The sequence below is a fragment of the Mesobacillus subterraneus genome (genome assembly GCF_023715485.1).
GTDB classification, from domain to species: Bacteria; Bacillota; Bacilli; order Bacillales; family Cytobacillaceae; genus Mesobacillus; species Mesobacillus subterraneus_B.
In genome coordinates, this window is sequence record NZ_JAMBOF010000008.1 from 85107 (window position 1) to 99966 (window position 14860).

The following is a 14860-nucleotide window of genomic DNA, read 5'->3' on the forward strand; positions in this document are numbered from 1 at the left end:
GGCCAGCTTGTTTTCATATCACACACTAGTTATGTAATTCCTGTTTTTGATTCTTCATATAGTCCTTAATCTCTTTGATTCCCTCAAGTGACTGGATCAGGGTTTCCGGATCAATGACCATGATCATCCGTTTCTCAAAGTTGGCGATGCCAGTAATGAATTTAGTATTTTGGTAGGCGATCAGACCTGGCTGTTTCAAGTTTTCCTGAGGTATCTCAAGGATTTCCTTCGCATCCCTGACTAGGACACCTAACGAAATATCCGATGTCTCCAGTACGATCAGCCTCGTTTTGTCATCTGCCTGAATATCCCGGTTATAAAGGACCTTTTCCAGATCAATGACCGGAACCAAATCTCCCCTTACCTTCGTAATCCCGGTGACATAGTCGGGCATATGCGGGATTGCAGTCATCCCTTCCATTTTTTCAATCGATACAACGAAAAGAATCGGAAAAGCGTATTCTTCATTCCCTGCTTGAAACACAACCGTCTTAGTACTTTCAGCCATTGGAGTTCACTTCCTTTATTTAAAGTTCTATCACTAAATATTAATAGATTAAATCGGATGCATAGTGATTAATCAGGTGGATCATTCCACGTATTATATCGGATTCTTTAGTATCATCTTTATAACTAATTAAAAAAGAATGCGGTTAATGGACATTTTGACAGTCACTTCTCTCTGAAATGTCTATTAAACCTGGTTTCTTGAACATTTTGACGCTCGACCCACTTCGAAATGTCTATTAAAACCCGTTTCTTGGACATTTCGACAGTCACTTCTCTCTGAAATGTCTATTAAACTTGGTTTCTTGGAAATTTTTAGGGTCACTCCTCTCTGAAATGTCTAAGAAAACACATTTCTTGGACATTTTGATCGTCACTCCTCCCTGAAATGTCTATTAAAACCCGTTTCTTAGACATTTTGATTGTCACTCCTCTTTGAAATGTCTATTAAAACCTGTATGTTCGTAAAAAAAAGGGCTTCCCTTGCAGGAAGCCCACTTTTTCTCATTATTTACTGTGCTGCTACTTCTTGAATCAATGCGATAACCATCTCAGCAAGTTTTTCCAGCTCTTCGATTGGCATTCTTTCATTTGTTGTGTGGATTTCTTCATAACCCACAGCAAGGTTGACTGTCGGTACGCCGAATCCGGCAATAACGTTAGCATCGCTTCCGCCGCCGCTGTGCAGCAATTCTGAGCTTCTGCCAATTTTCGCAGCCGCCTTTCTTGCAAGTTCCACGACAAGATCACCTTCGCCGAACTTAAATCCTGGGTACATTACCTGAACATCCACATCAGCCTTGCCGCCCATTTCCTGTGCAGCTGATTCGAATGCTTCCTTCATTTTCGCTACCTGAGCTTCCATCTTTTCAGGTATTAAAGAACGGGCTTCAGCTAGAATTTCAACATGGTCACATACGATATTTGTTTGTGTGCCACCCTGGAAACGCCCAATGTTAGCAGTTGTTTCTTCATCGATACGGCCAAGCGGCATTCTCGCAACAGCCTTGGCAGCAATCGTGATTGCGGAGATACCCTTTTCAGGAGCAACGCCAGCGTGAGCTGTTTTACCATGGATAACAGCAGCAACCTTTGCCTGTGTCGGTGCAGCAACTACAATGTTTCCAACCTTGCCATCACTGTCAAGTGCATAACCATATTTAGCTTTTACTAATGATGGGTCAAGTGCCTTAGCTCCAACAAGACCTGATTCTTCCCCCACCGTAATAATGAACTGGATGGTTCCATGAGGGATTGACTGTTCTTTTAACACTCTGATTGTTTCCAACATTACCGCTAGACCAGTTTTATCATCAGCACCAAGAATTGTTGTTCCATCTGTCACAACATATCCGTCCTTGATGGAAGGCTTTACTCCGTTGGCAGGAACTACAGTATCCATATGGGAAGTAAAATAGATAGTGTCTACTCCTTCCTTAGTTCCATTCAATGTGCAGACAAGGTTGCCTGCGCCATGTCCCGTCTGGGCAGTCGTATCGTCTTCGAATACGTCAACGCCCAAATCAGTGAATTTCTGCTTAAGGATGCGGGCAATTTCCGTTTCATACTTTGTTTCAGAGTCAATTTGGACCAGCTCCAAAAACTCATTCAATAAACGTTCGTTATTAATCATCTAAGCCGACCTCCAATTATGTATATACTCTTTGAGTATACCGCTAATTGAATAGCAATACCAAATACAAAATCTTAAAGCGGGATGTTGCCATGTTTTTTGCCTGGCCTATCTTCCTTCTTAGTGCGGAGCATATCCAGCGCCTGGATCAGCTTGATTCGGGTTTCTCGTGGATCAATGACATCATCGACCATTCCCTGGCTGGCTGCTACATATGGGTTCGCGAATTTTTCACGGTATTCATCGATTTTCTGCTGCCTTGTTTCATCAGGATTATCGCTGTTCTGAATTTCCTTTGCAAAAATAATATTCGCAGCCCCTTGTGATCCCATGACCGCTATTTCAGCATTTGGCCAAGCAAAAACAAGGTCTGCGCCGATCGACTTGCTGTTCAGCGCGACATAAGCGCCGCCATATGCTTTTCGTAAAATAACCGTCAGCTTTGGGACGGTTGCTTCAGAATAAGCATAGAGAATTTTTGCTCCATGTCTGATAATCCCGCCATGCTCCTGCTTTATGCCCGGGAAAAATCCGGTAACATCCTCAAATGTGATAATTGGAATATTGAATGAATCGCAAAACCGGATAAATCTCGATGCCTTATCAGATGAGTCGATATCTAGTCCGCCTGCCATCACCTTTGGCTGGTTGCAGACAAGACCGACAACTTCACCTTTGATTCTCGCGAGACCGATGACGATGTTTCTGGCGAAGTCCTTCTGTATTTCAAGGAACGAATCCGCATCAACAACCTGCTCGATTACTTTCCGGACATCATATGGCCTAACAGCATCAAACGGGATCACATCAGTCAGGTCTGGACGGTAGTCCTCCATGTCGTCCGCTTCAAGTCGCGGCGGCTTTTCTTCATAGTTTTGCGGCAGATAGCTTAAGAGCAGCCTTACCTGCTGCAATGTCTCTTCTTCAGACTGACCATGGAAATGAGCGTTGCCGCTGATCGTATTATGGACAATCGCACCACCGAGGTCTTCCGCAGAGATTTTTTCTCCGGTAACTGTTTCGATTACCTTCGGGCCAGTGATGAACATCTGGCTTGTTTTTTCGACCATGAACACGAAATCGGTAATGGCTGGCGAATATACCGCTCCTCCAGCGCATGGACCCATAATGACAGAAATCTGGGGAATGACACCAGAATAGATTGAATTTCGGTAGAAGATTTGCCCGTAGCCATCAAGTGAAACGACTCCCTCCTGGATCCTTGCTCCACCTGAATCATTAAGCCCGACAAACGGCGCTCCGTTTTTAGCTGCTAAATCCATAACGTTAGCGATTTTCTTTGCATGCATTTCGCCTAAAGCGCCGCCGAACACTGTGAAGTCCTGTGAAAACAAATAAATTGGCCTGCCGTTCACTTTACCGTAACCGGTTACAACACCGTCACCAGGACCCTTTTGGTTCTCAAGACCAAAATCAGTGCTTCGATGCTGGATGAATGGGTTCAGTTCCACGAAAGTTCCTCGATCAACAAGCAATTCTATTCTCTCCCGTGCGGTCAGCTTGCCTTTTTCATGCTGCTTTTCAATCCGTTCATCTCCGCCGCCAAGCTCAATTTCCCTGCGGCGATCATATAGTTCATTGATTTTTTCGTATATATCAGGCATGTTATTCAGCCTCCTTATTTTTCTCGCATAATTCGTATAGAATGCTTCCAGTTGATTTAGGATGCATAAAAGCTACAAGCGCTCCTCCAGCTCCTTTTTTAGGAACATCCTGGATCATTTTAATGCCATTTTCCTTCATATCGTTAATCCGCTCCTGGATGGACTCCACACCCAATGCTACATGATGGATTCCTTCTCCGCGCTTTTCAATAAAACGGGCGATTGCACTATCCTCTGATAAGGGCTCAAGGAGTTCCAGTTTTGTTTCCCCGGCTTTCAGAAAAGCGACTTTCACATTTTCGCTAGCTACTTCCTCGATTCCCAATAATGGCAGCTTTAGCACATCTGTATAAAATGGGAGGGCATGCTCAAGAGATTTGACAGCAATGCCGATATGGTCGACCTTTTTAATCATGTGGTTCCCTCCAAATACTATTTGAATATACTTAATCATTTAACTATTCGCTATAAGCGTCACAAATCCTTCTTATTTAAATACAGATTTCATATTGAAAAAAGAAATATTGATTGGCATAATATTAGGGATAGGGATTTTAAAAACACTTTTGCCATCTAACTATAACCCTAACATAAAAGTCAGTATAGTTATTAAAAGAGACTTTGATAGGGTTGTTGAATTGTCTAAATGAATGTAAAATAATAAAAGATAAACTGCAAAAGTTTAGAAGGGGGAATTTGTATATGCGTAAACCGAATACCAGGAAGGTAGTAGTATATATCATGCTTTTTACTATGCTTGCTTCGACCCTTCTTATGGGCCTGTCAACATTTCTATAATAAATCCGCTATAAAGACTTAAAGGGCTGTCAGTTGACAGCCCTTTTTTTAGTATCAGAATTTATATGTCTTCAACTTCAAGAAAGGTCCGGCTCCATCGCCTAGCCCCTCGAGTAGCTTGTCGGCGCTGACCAGGGCGCTTGCGCTTTTCTTATTTGCTGATGGCCCCTTGCTCCTTGCCAAGTTCAATGAAGCTTTTTGAGGAGGACGTAATGAGTATTTTTGTACCTACTGGAATATAGTCATACAATGATTCAACTGCTTCATTCTGGAGCCGAACGCAGCCTTGTGAAATCTTTTTGCCGATGCTTGCAGGGTCATTTGTTCCGTGTATTCCATATGTTCTTCCATCTGTATTCTCAGCATCAAAACCAATCCACCTGCTGCCTAAAGGATTTTTCGGATCTCCTCCAGGGATATCCTTTTTGCGGTAATATGGTTCTGGTGCCTTGACTGTAATCGTGAAGAGGCCTTCAGGTGTTAGATGTTCTGATTTTCCTGTAGCTGCGCTGACCACTGTCTGGACTCTGTTTTCGTTGATGAGGGCAACCTCATTCGTTTGCTTGTTCACGATCACAAACGGGTCTCCGGGCAGCGGGTTTGGACCTAATGGCCAAATTGGCGAGAAGACAATTGCCGCAAGCAGCATAGAAATAAATACGTGCATTTTATTCCCTCCGTTGTCTATTTCCGTTAGTTTGCCCCGGCCTCTTCCTTTTCATGCCTGCTTTTAAGAGTTGCCAAGCCCTTGAACGACCTTTTCAGCAGCAAGAACTGTTCCATCTCGTTGACAAAATGTAGCAGTGCTGCCCGTGCTTCAAATTCTTCCCTTGTTATTGGAAGGTCCATGTTCTCGAACTCAGCCTTCATTCTCATTAATTTTTCAAGATGGAATAGTACTGTGTTACCTGGATTGATTCCTTTCGCAAGAGTCTCGACAAATTCAGCAACCATTGTTCCTTGTTCTACATGCTGAGGAATAGAAGTAACCGAAGGAAGTACCCTTTCAATGATCTCAAATTGCTTTTCACGGATTTTAAAGTACTGATAATATAAGTTTTCATCTCTTAATATATTGTTTTCCACATCAAGCATTGCAAGTGCTTTCGCCTTTTCAATCACGCTCGCCGCTTCAGTCAATTCCTTGCCGTCCCAGCTGCTGTCTTTGTTTTTCAGATAGATGGCAATTTCACTAAAAATCTTCTTGAAATAGACCTCTATTTCCCTCTGGTATTCCTCAAGCTTATAATCAACGCTTGGCATATATAAATTCATGATCAAAGCAACTCCAATGCCGATTGTGATGATTCCCAGCTCATTCAAAAGCAATGCCGCCGTTACATTGCCAGCCGAATAAATATGCATGATGATGACACTGCTTGATACCACTCCCTCCTTTGCTCCAGCCATTACAACTGTTGGGATGAAAAAGAGTAGAAGAAGGCCAATGACTATTGGATGGTACATCATTCCTTCAAAAAATATTGCCGAAAATGCCATCGCGATGATACAGGCAAGAAATCGATGCCATGACGCCTGCAGGGATCGCTTCTTTGTGACCTGAATGCAAAGAATCGTCAAAATCCCAGCTGACACAAAGTTTTCAAAGCCGAGAAACTGGGCAATCATAATCGACAAGGCCGTGCCAAGCGCTGTTTTTATTGTTCTGTAGCCAATTCTAAATTTCACTTTGATTTCCCCTAACACAGATAAGCTTAAGCAATAGGGCACTAAGGACTAATTGCCAAAGCTATACATTAAAAATAATAAAAAAGATGACCATATCAAGTTAGATATGATCATCCATTAGTGTATCAGATTGCTAAATTAATACAAAAGCAACACTGTTGTATTAAAGCATTTTTTCCAGAAATTCTCTTGCTCTTTCGCTTTTAGGGCTGCTGAAAAATTCCGCAGGGGGTGCATCTTCCACCAGTACCCCTCCGTCCAGGAACAGCACTCTATCCGCCACCTCACGGGCAAAACCCATTTCGTGAGTAACAATCGCCATTGTCATTCCCGTATGAGCAAGGGATTTCATTACTTCAAGCACCTCTTTAACCATTTCCGGATCAAGAGCAGATGTTGGTTCATCGAATAACATGACTCCGGGGTTCATGGCCAATGCACGCGCAATGGCTACCCGCTGTTTCTGCCCGCCGGAAAGCCTGTTTGGGTATTCATTTGCTTTCTCCGAGAGGCCTACCTTTTCTAGAAGCTGCAATCCATGCTTCTCTGCTTCCTCCTTTGATAAGCCTTTAACTTTAATCGGTGCATATGTGACATTTTGCAGGACTGTCATATGCGGGAACAAATGAAAGTGCTGGAAAACCATTCCTACATTTTCGCGGACTTTCATGATATTCGTTTTCTTGTCGGTAACATCATCTTTTCCAATCAAGATTTTCCCGCTCGTCGGCTGTTCCAGCAAATTCAGGCAGCGCAGGAAGGTTGATTTCCCAGAGCCTGAAGGCCCAATGATCGCAACGACCTCGCCATTTTCTATCGTGGTGGAAATACCCTTCAAAACTTCAAGCTTACCAAATGATTTATGAAGATCCTGTACTTTAATCACTTTGTCTCATTCTCCTTTCAACTGCCTTGCCGGCCACTGTCAAGGAGATGACCATGAGATAGTAGATGAGTCCGGCAAAAATGAATGGCTCAAAAAATCTATACTGCTCCCCGCCGACAATATAAGCTCTGCGCATGATATCATTCGCTGCAATAACAGTAACGATTGCCGATTCCTTTGTAAGGGTGATAAATTCATTCATCAATGCAGGGAGGATATTCTTCAGAGCCTGAGGCAGGATGATGTCCCTCATCATTCTATTGCCAGGAACGCCAAGAGCCATCGCTGCTTCTTTCTGTCCTTTATCAACTGCTAGAATTCCTGCGCGAATGATTTCAGATATATATGCAGCCGAGTTCAAGGAAAATGATACAACGGCGGCAGTATAAGATGAAATTTCAACGCCAATAATCTGCGGAGCACCATAATAAATGATCATCAGCTGCAAAATGAGCGGTGTACCGCGAAAGATGGATGTATACACATCAGCAAACCAGTTAAGCGCCTTATATTTGCTGATTTTAAAAATTGCAAGAATGATTCCAAATGCAAAGCCCAGAAGCCCTGCTACCAAAACTATTTTCAGAGTGACGCCAATTCCCTTCAGGATATATGGCAATGAAGGAAGGATGGCGGTAAAATCCAGATCCATAGTGTTAACAGTCCTCTCTATTATTTCATGAAGGAGAAAGGCGCCCAGAAGACATAACCATTCTGAACGCCTGTTTTTTCAAATTTACTTTTCTCCGCCAAACCATTTAACAACTAGCTTTTCTACTTCGCCATTTTCCATTTTCTCTTTAAGGACTCTGTTGAATTCTTCAGTCAGCTTGCTGTCTTTAGGAAAAGCGATTGCAGATCCTGCTTCTTCTTCATTTGCATCTTCGATTGTGAAACCTGCAAGATCAGGGTTATTCTTGAAATAGCCTTCTGCTACTGTATCCTCAATAATTGCTGCATCGATGCGTCCCGCTTTGATTTCCTGGACCAATTCCGGGATTCTAGTGCGTTTTTCAACTTTGATTTTCACTGTTTCACCAATTTCTTCAGCTTTGCCTTCCTGGATGGAAGAAAGCTGAACGCCAACAGTTTTACCTTCCAGATCTTCGATTGACTTAATGTTGCTGTCTTTTGCAGAAACGATCATGTGTTTAGCTGTATAGTAAACATCAGAAAAGTCGACGCTTTTTTTACGGTCTTCAGTTGGCGTCATGCCTGCCATGACAAAATCAACACGGTCGGCCTGGATCGCCCCGATAAGACCGTTGAAATCCATATCCTTAATTTCGACTTCATAACCTAATTCACCAGCAATCAAATTTGCAAGGTCAACGTCAAAACCGATGATTTCGTCGCTCTTAGCAGTTTCCACATATTCAAATGGAGGGTAGTCAGCTGAAGTCCCCATTGTTAACACTTTCTTTGCTTCGCCATTGCCGCCCGCATTTTCTTTTTCTTCAGAAGCTGTGCCGCATGCAGCCAAAACTCCCATAATTAAAATCGCAGTCATAAAAATAGATAATGCCTTTTTCACTTGTTTTCCTCCTATAATGTTAAGTCTGTTATTTTTATACAATTTTATTAATATATTAGTATCGAATTTGGTACACTTTGCTGAACGACCTAATATTTATTAACTAAAATGTATTTTAACACATACTAGTAAATATGCAATAATATTTTTAAATATAAATTTTAGAATTTTATAACCGCTTGTACTCTATAAAAAATCGTAAAAAAAAATCCCAGCAATGCTGGGATTAAGTTAAGATATTATACTTCTTCACAATTTTCTTCAAATGCTTTCTGCAGTTTATTCACTACTTGCATTGGATCGTGGCCTTCAATTTCGTGGCGCTCAATCATTGTACAAAGCTTTCCATCCTTCAACAAGGCGAAAGATGGGGATGATGGCGGGTAGCCTGTGAAGTAGCTTCTGGCTTTTTCAGTAGCTTCTTTATCTTGTCCTGCAAACACAGTAACAAGATTGTCGGGGCGCTTATCATAGTGAAGTGCGTGCGCGGCCGCAGGGCGCGCGATACCACCAGCACATCCGCAAACCGAGTTAACCATGACCAGGGTAGTACCGTTTTTACCTAATGCTTGTTCTACCTCTTCACTCGTCGTCAATTCTGTATATCCAGCTGCCGTTATTTCCTGGCGTGCCTGGCGGACAACATCATTCATAAAAAAATTGAAATCCATGCTCATCGATTGATCTCTCCTCTGCTGGAAATTTTAAAATACATATTTATATGATAACAATTAAAATAAATTTTTCAAAGTATGTTTAACTCTCCGAATTTCCGGGAAAGGTAACATTACAGCTAGATCCATACCCCTAAACTCCCTAGATGAAGGACAACGGCATACTTACCGTTGTCCGCTTTTTTTTCTGTGATTTAATAAGATGAAAAGCTGCCCAGCGCTGGACAGCTTATTTTTTTGTACCGAAATAAGACTTGAACAATTCATCTACCGCTGTGGATACGGGCTTATTTCCAGATATGACTTCATTTTCAACCTTAGGAAGCAAGAGTTTAATTGTCGGATTCTGAAAGAAATTCGCCTGCAGCTGATCGATGATCATATCATTCAGCCATTCTTTTGTCTGGGTACGCCTTCTGTCTTCAAACGAACCACTTGCCTTAGTGATTCTGTCAAATTTTGATATTGTTTTCCAGACATCCTCTATACCCTTGCCATTCAAAGCAGAACTAGTTAATGCAACTGTCTGCCAGCCTTTTGTTGCAGGCTGCAGAAAATGAAGGATCCGATTATATTCTTCCTTTGTCTTTTTCGCTGCCTGCTCATTCGAGCCATCGGCTTTGTTGACAATTACTGTATCGGCAAGCTCCATGATCCCCTTCTTCATTCCTTGCAGTTCATCCCCTGCTCCGGTCAGGACGAGAAGCATGAAGAAATCGACCATATCTCTGACAATCACTTCACTCTGGCCAACCCCGACTGTTTCGACCAGGATGACATCAAACCCTGCGGCTTCACATACAAGCATCGTTTCACGAGTTTTCCGGTGTACCCCTCCAAGCTTTCCTCCTGAAGGAGAAGGACGGATAAATGCACGCGGATTCCTCGCAAGCATTTCCATCCTTGTCTTATCTCCAAGTATACTTCCGCCGGTCAAGCGCGATGTTGGATCAACGGCAAGTACAGCAACTTTATGGCCAAGACTGCACAAATAACTTCCAAAGCTTTCGATAAAGGTGCTTTTACCAGCTCCAGGCACTCCCGTTATTCCGATCCTGATTGATTTTCCGGCATCAGGAAGCAGCTGTTGCAGCAAAGCCTGAGCAGACTGAAAATCATGCTCCGCGTTGCTTTCAATCAAGGTAATCCCTTTTGCCAGTGCAGTTCGGTTTCCATTTCTGATATCTGCCGCAAGCGTTGCAGGTTCGATTTTCCTGCCATTTTTTTTCTTGACGAAACGTCCTCCTCTTACAGGACTTTTATTCCCGTCAGTGCTTTCGTCTGTTACCCCGGGCTTTAGACTGCTCAAAAAGGAATCAGCCATTTGCGGATTGAACCATTCTGGCTTTTTCTCATCTGCCATTAACGCGACACTTCCTCGTAGCCAAGTCGCTCATAGATTGCCCGCAAAACTTTTTGTGCCGCAACTGGTATGACCGTCCCTGGACCAAAAATCGCGCTTGCGCCGTTTTCATATAAAAATTGATAGTCCTGTGCCGGAATGACGCCGCCGACAATAACAACAATATCTTCCCTACCCAGCTTTTTCAATTCCTGGACGAGCATAGGAAGCAGCGTCTTATGGCCTGCGGCCAGCGAGCTGATGCCAATTGCGTGGACGTCATTTTCAACGGCCTGGATCGCTGTTTCTTCAGGAGTCTGGAAAAGTGGTCCGATGTCCACATCAAATCCTAGATCCGCAAAGGCAGTGGAAATAACCTTTGCCCCGCGGTCATGACCGTCCTGACCCATCTTGGCTATTAGAATGCGCGGTCTTCTGCCTTCATTTTCAAGGAATTCCTCCGTCAGCGTCTGAACCTCGGCTATTTCTTCTTCATTCGTGAACGCAGCACTGTAAACACCACTTATTGATCTGATAATTGCTTTGTGTCTTCCTGCTGTTTTTTCGATTGCATCGGAAATCTCGCCTAGTGTCGCCCGTACGCGTGCAGCCTTAACTGCGAATTCCAGCAGGTTACCATTTCCAGTTTCTGCTGCCCGTGAGAGCTGCTCCAATGCTGCTTCAACTTTTTCATTGTCACGATTTTCTTTAAGCTCGTTCAGCCTTGCAATCTGTTTCGCCCGAACGGCTGTATTATCAATATCCAGGATATCAAGCGGATCTTCTTTCTCAAGCTTATATTGGTTGACACCAATAATCGTTTCTTTACCAGAATCAATCTGTGCCTGGCGGCGCGCTGCTGCTTCTTCGATCCTCATTTTTGGAAGGCCGGTTTCAATTGCTTTTGCCATGCCGCCAAGACTTTCGATTTCTTCAATATGCTCCCATGCCCGCTCAATCAGCGAATTTGTCAAACTTTCAACATAATAGCTGCCGGCCCAAGGGTCAATCACCTTTGTTATACCTGTTTCTTCCTGGAGATACAGCTGGGTATTGCGCGCAATCCGTGCAGAAAAATCAGTTGGAAGAGCAATCGCTTCATCAAGTGCATTCGTATGGAGCGATTGTGTATGTCCCATTGCAGCTGCGTGAGCTTCAATCAATGTACGTATGACGTTATTGTATGGATCCTGTTCGGTAAGGCTCCATCCAGATGTTTGCGAATGAGTCCTCAATGCCATTGATTTTTCATTTTTCGGATCGAAGGTTTTGATTATTTTTGCCCAGATGAAACGGGCTGCTCTCATCTTGGCCACTTCCATGAAATAATTCATCCCGATTGCCCAGAAAAATGACAATCTTGGCGCAAATGAATCGATATTTATCCCAGCCTTTAGGCCAGTCCTGACATATTCAAGCCCATCGGCGAGCGTGTATGCCAGTTCAATATCTGCTGGAGCCCCGGCTTCCTGCATATGATAGCCTGAGATACTGATTGAATTGAACTTAGGCATATATTTTGACGTATACTCGAAAATATCGGCAATGATCTTCATCGACATTTCCGGTGGATAGATATAAGTGTTTCTCACCATATATTCCTTGAGGATGTCATTTTGGATCGTGCCAGACAATTTATCCTGTGTAACACCCTGTTCCTCGGCTGTCACGATGAAAAAAGCCATGATTGGCAGGACAGCACCGTTCATAGTCATTGATACAGACATCTGGTCAAGCGGGATGCCATCGAACAATATCTTCATATCCATTATGGAATCAATCGCAACTCCAGCTTTACCCACATCCCCTTCAACACGCGGGTGGTCGGAATCATAGCCCCGATGGGTCGCAAGGTCGAATGCAACCGATAAGCCCTTTTGTCCCATAGCCAGATTCCGTCTGTAAAACGCATTGCTTTCTTCGGCCGTTGAGAAGCCGGCATACTGTCTTACTGTCCATGGACGATTAACGTACATCGCTGGATAAGGACCTCTTGTGTACGGAGGAAGTCCAGGCATGCTGTCCAGATGGTCTGCAGAGGATAAATCATCTGTTGTATATAATGGCTTCACTTTAATCTGTTCATTTGTTTCGAATACCACATCATTCATTGTGCGGCTAATTTGCTGGTCGATTTGTTCTCTGCTTACTTTATTTTCTTCATCGAACAAACGTATCTTTGTAAAATCAGGCTTTTGCATCTGCACTCACCTCCATGTGCTGAAGCAATGATGAAAGGATTTGATATGCATCGCTTCTTATGTGAATGAATTCTTCAATTCCGGCTGCTTTCCATTCAGCTTCTTCTTCATCCGGCAGTCCCGCCAAATATAACTCGATTTCTGGATGCTGCTGTTTAAGTTCACTTGCAAACTCTGGGCCCATCGTAGAGTAGTCCCCATTTTCACCACATATAACAAACTGACCAATATTGCTTGATTTGATGAAGTCCGCAGCATCTGCAGCATTTGTAATCTCGCTGCTCCGTTCAGCATGGATACCGCCAGCTGCAAGGAATCCAGAAATAAAATCAGCTCTCGCCTTATGTTTCTTCAATTCTCCCAAACAGATTAAACCGACAGAAGGCCTTACACTTCCTTCTTTTTCAATCCGATCTGCCTTGAACCTCAAATTTTCAAATGGTTCTGCTAGTCTTTTCATTTCTAACGGAGGAAAATTGCTACTTATTTCAATAAATGAACTTGAAATCGCCTCATCAGACTTTATTTTTTGCATGATGTCAACGAGCGACCCGCTGATATAGTTTTTACTATTTTCATGATTGTCCGGTTCAGTGATTTTCTCTGCAAGATTAGCGTAAACATTCGTACCGATGATGCTTTTTTTGCGCTTAAGGATATCTATTTCGCGTTTCCCGGCAGTCTTGGCAATCTGCTCCTGGAGCCAGCCTGATTTAAGAGTTTCATATACACCGCCCTTGCTGTCAATCTCAAGGAAGAGTTCCCATGCTTTTTCTGCAAGCAGTTTAGTCAATGACTCAACGTAAAATGAACCACCAGCAGGGTCCGCTGCTTTTTCAAGGTGAGCCTCTGACTTGAGAATCAACTGTGTATTGCGGGCAACCCTTTCCGAAAATTCATTTGTGTTTCCGGCCGCTTCGTCAAATGTGCCAGTATGCAGGTACTGTACTCCTCCAAGAACTGCGGCGAAGGCCTCATTACCTGTCCGAAGCATATTGACGTACGGATCAGAAATCGTCTTTGTGAAGATGGAGGTTTCAGCCGATATGACTAACTTACGATCCTCCATGCCTGCTCCAAAAGCCTCAGCTGTTTTATTCCATAAAAGGCGGGCCGCCCGGAGCTTCGACGTCTCCATAAAGAAATTCGAGCCAATCGCAAAATTAAACACCATCTTTGATAACGCTTTCTTTAATTCCCATCCATTTTCAATTAATTTTTGAAGAAGGAAAACTCCCGTTGCAATTGCGGCCGCGAGCTCTTGTACAGCATTGGCGCCGCTATTGTGATAAGGAGCAGCATTGACCATAACCGTTTTTAATGATGGCAGTTCTGTGCTAGCTTCTTCAAGCATTCTTGACCATTCTTGAAAGAATTCGGTTTCTTCTTTTGGTATACCGCCATTTAGACTTGCTTCGGCAACTGGGTCGGCAGCGATAAAACCTGAAAGCTTATCAGCCTTGCCAGTTTCCTGGTTTGCGATAACCAGGGCAGCAAGCAATGGTGCCTGAAGGCTGCCTGCATTGATACAGAAAGGATAGCCATTTTTAAAGCTTGAGAAAAAAGCAATCAAACTTTTTTGATCAGCAAAAATTTCCGGTTTCACCTCAAATGAAATCGCAGTTTGCCCTTTTGAAAGGGCAGAATCCATTTTCTCTTTCAGTTCCTCGAGATTACAATAGGTTACTCGGTTGGCAATCTGCCACGAGTCTGATTGATAGCCCATCGGGTGGATACCACGTCTGTAATCAGGCACTCCGGGGAAATCACCTACCATTCCTTCCGGGAAATCATCCTTTGTATAAAGCGGTTTTAGAGTGATATTTTCGTATGTATTTGTATAAAGCGTATCGAGCGGTTTGCCTTTTAGCGATGCGGCTGCTTTTTCCTGCCAATCATCGAATGAAGCTGTATTAAACGAGCATGTTTTCATCTTTTCAATCGTCATATCCTACTGTCCATCAATAAGAC

At 43.3% G+C, this 14860-nt stretch carries 14 protein-coding genes; 1 reads left to right on the plus strand and 13 read right to left on the minus strand.

Features of this window, described 5'->3' with window-relative positions; translation table 11 throughout:
- Positions 1 to 25: 25 nt before the first annotated feature.
- The 4 genes from M3204_RS13255 to mce form a co-directional block, all read right to left on the minus strand.
- Positions 26 to 508: a chemotaxis protein CheW gene (locus tag M3204_RS13255; RefSeq protein ID WP_251482585.1), complete on the minus strand. Its 483-nt coding sequence runs from the start codon at positions 506 to 508 to the stop codon at positions 26 to 28.
- A 510-nt stretch (positions 509 to 1018) separates the two neighbouring features.
- Positions 1019 to 2140 carry a tripeptidase T gene (locus tag M3204_RS13260; RefSeq protein ID WP_251482587.1) on the minus strand — a complete coding sequence of 374 codons (1122 nt, stop codon included), beginning with the start codon at positions 2138 to 2140 and terminating at the stop codon, positions 1019 to 1021.
- Between the two features lie 74 nt (positions 2141 to 2214).
- The gene (locus M3204_RS13265) at positions 2215 to 3765 is read right to left on the minus strand and encodes an acyl-CoA carboxylase subunit beta (RefSeq protein WP_251482589.1); all 1551 of its coding nucleotides are present in this window, start codon (positions 3763 to 3765) and stop codon (positions 2215 to 2217) included.
- A gap of 1 nt (position 3766) precedes the next feature.
- A complete protein-coding gene (gene mce / locus M3204_RS13270; protein WP_251482590.1) occupies positions 3767 to 4180 on the minus strand; it encodes a methylmalonyl-CoA epimerase in 414 nt (137 codons plus the stop codon).
- 287 nt (positions 4181 to 4467) lie between these two features.
- Between mce and prli42 the strand changes: the two genes are divergently transcribed.
- Positions 4468 to 4563 carry a stressosome-associated protein Prli42 gene (gene prli42 / locus M3204_RS23730; RefSeq protein WP_207499914.1) on the plus strand — a complete coding sequence of 32 codons (96 nt, stop codon included), beginning with the start codon at positions 4468 to 4470 and terminating at the stop codon, positions 4561 to 4563.
- Positions 4564 to 4714: 151 nt separating this feature from the next.
- On the opposite strand, the gene M3204_RS13280 is transcribed toward prli42, so the two are convergent.
- From M3204_RS13280 to M3204_RS13320, 9 genes are all read right to left on the minus strand, one after another.
- Positions 4715 to 5230, minus strand: coding sequence for a L,D-transpeptidase (locus M3204_RS13280; protein WP_251482592.1), 516 nt, complete (start codon positions 5228 to 5230; stop codon positions 4715 to 4717).
- A 26-nt stretch (positions 5231 to 5256) separates the two neighbouring features.
- On the minus strand, positions 5257 to 6252 hold the full coding sequence (locus tag M3204_RS13285) for an aromatic acid exporter family protein (RefSeq protein WP_353056045.1): 996 nt from the start codon (positions 6250 to 6252) through the stop codon (positions 5257 to 5259).
- Between the two features lie 163 nt (positions 6253 to 6415).
- A complete protein-coding gene (locus M3204_RS13290) occupies positions 6416 to 7138 on the minus strand; it encodes an amino acid ABC transporter ATP-binding protein (protein WP_251482594.1) in 723 nt (240 codons plus the stop codon).
- A complete protein-coding gene (locus M3204_RS13295) occupies positions 7131 to 7790 on the minus strand; it encodes an amino acid ABC transporter permease (RefSeq protein ID WP_251482596.1) in 660 nt (219 codons plus the stop codon). Before M3204_RS13295 ends, M3204_RS13290 begins: the two co-directional genes overlap by 8 nt.
- Positions 7791 to 7874: 84 nt before the next feature.
- A complete protein-coding gene (locus tag M3204_RS13300) occupies positions 7875 to 8672 on the minus strand; it encodes a transporter substrate-binding domain-containing protein (protein ID WP_251482598.1) in 798 nt (265 codons plus the stop codon).
- 239 nt (positions 8673 to 8911) lie between these two features.
- Positions 8912 to 9349 (minus strand): BrxA/BrxB family bacilliredoxin, encoded by a 438-nt coding sequence (locus M3204_RS13305; protein ID WP_251482613.1) that lies wholly within the window; start codon positions 9347 to 9349, stop codon positions 8912 to 8914.
- A 226-nt stretch (positions 9350 to 9575) separates the two neighbouring features.
- A complete protein-coding gene (meaB, locus tag M3204_RS13310; RefSeq protein WP_251482614.1) occupies positions 9576 to 10709 on the minus strand; it encodes a methylmalonyl Co-A mutase-associated GTPase MeaB in 1134 nt (377 codons plus the stop codon).
- Positions 10709 to 12889, minus strand: coding sequence for a methylmalonyl-CoA mutase (gene scpA, locus M3204_RS13315; protein ID WP_251482615.1), 2181 nt, complete (start codon positions 12887 to 12889; stop codon positions 10709 to 10711). Before scpA ends, meaB begins: the two co-directional genes overlap by 1 nt.
- Positions 12876 to 14837 carry a methylmalonyl-CoA mutase family protein gene (locus M3204_RS13320; protein WP_251482616.1) on the minus strand — a complete coding sequence of 654 codons (1962 nt, stop codon included), beginning with the start codon at positions 14835 to 14837 and terminating at the stop codon, positions 12876 to 12878. The genes scpA and M3204_RS13320 overlap by 14 nt, the downstream gene beginning before the upstream one ends.
- Between the last annotated feature and the right edge of the window lie 23 nt (positions 14838 to 14860).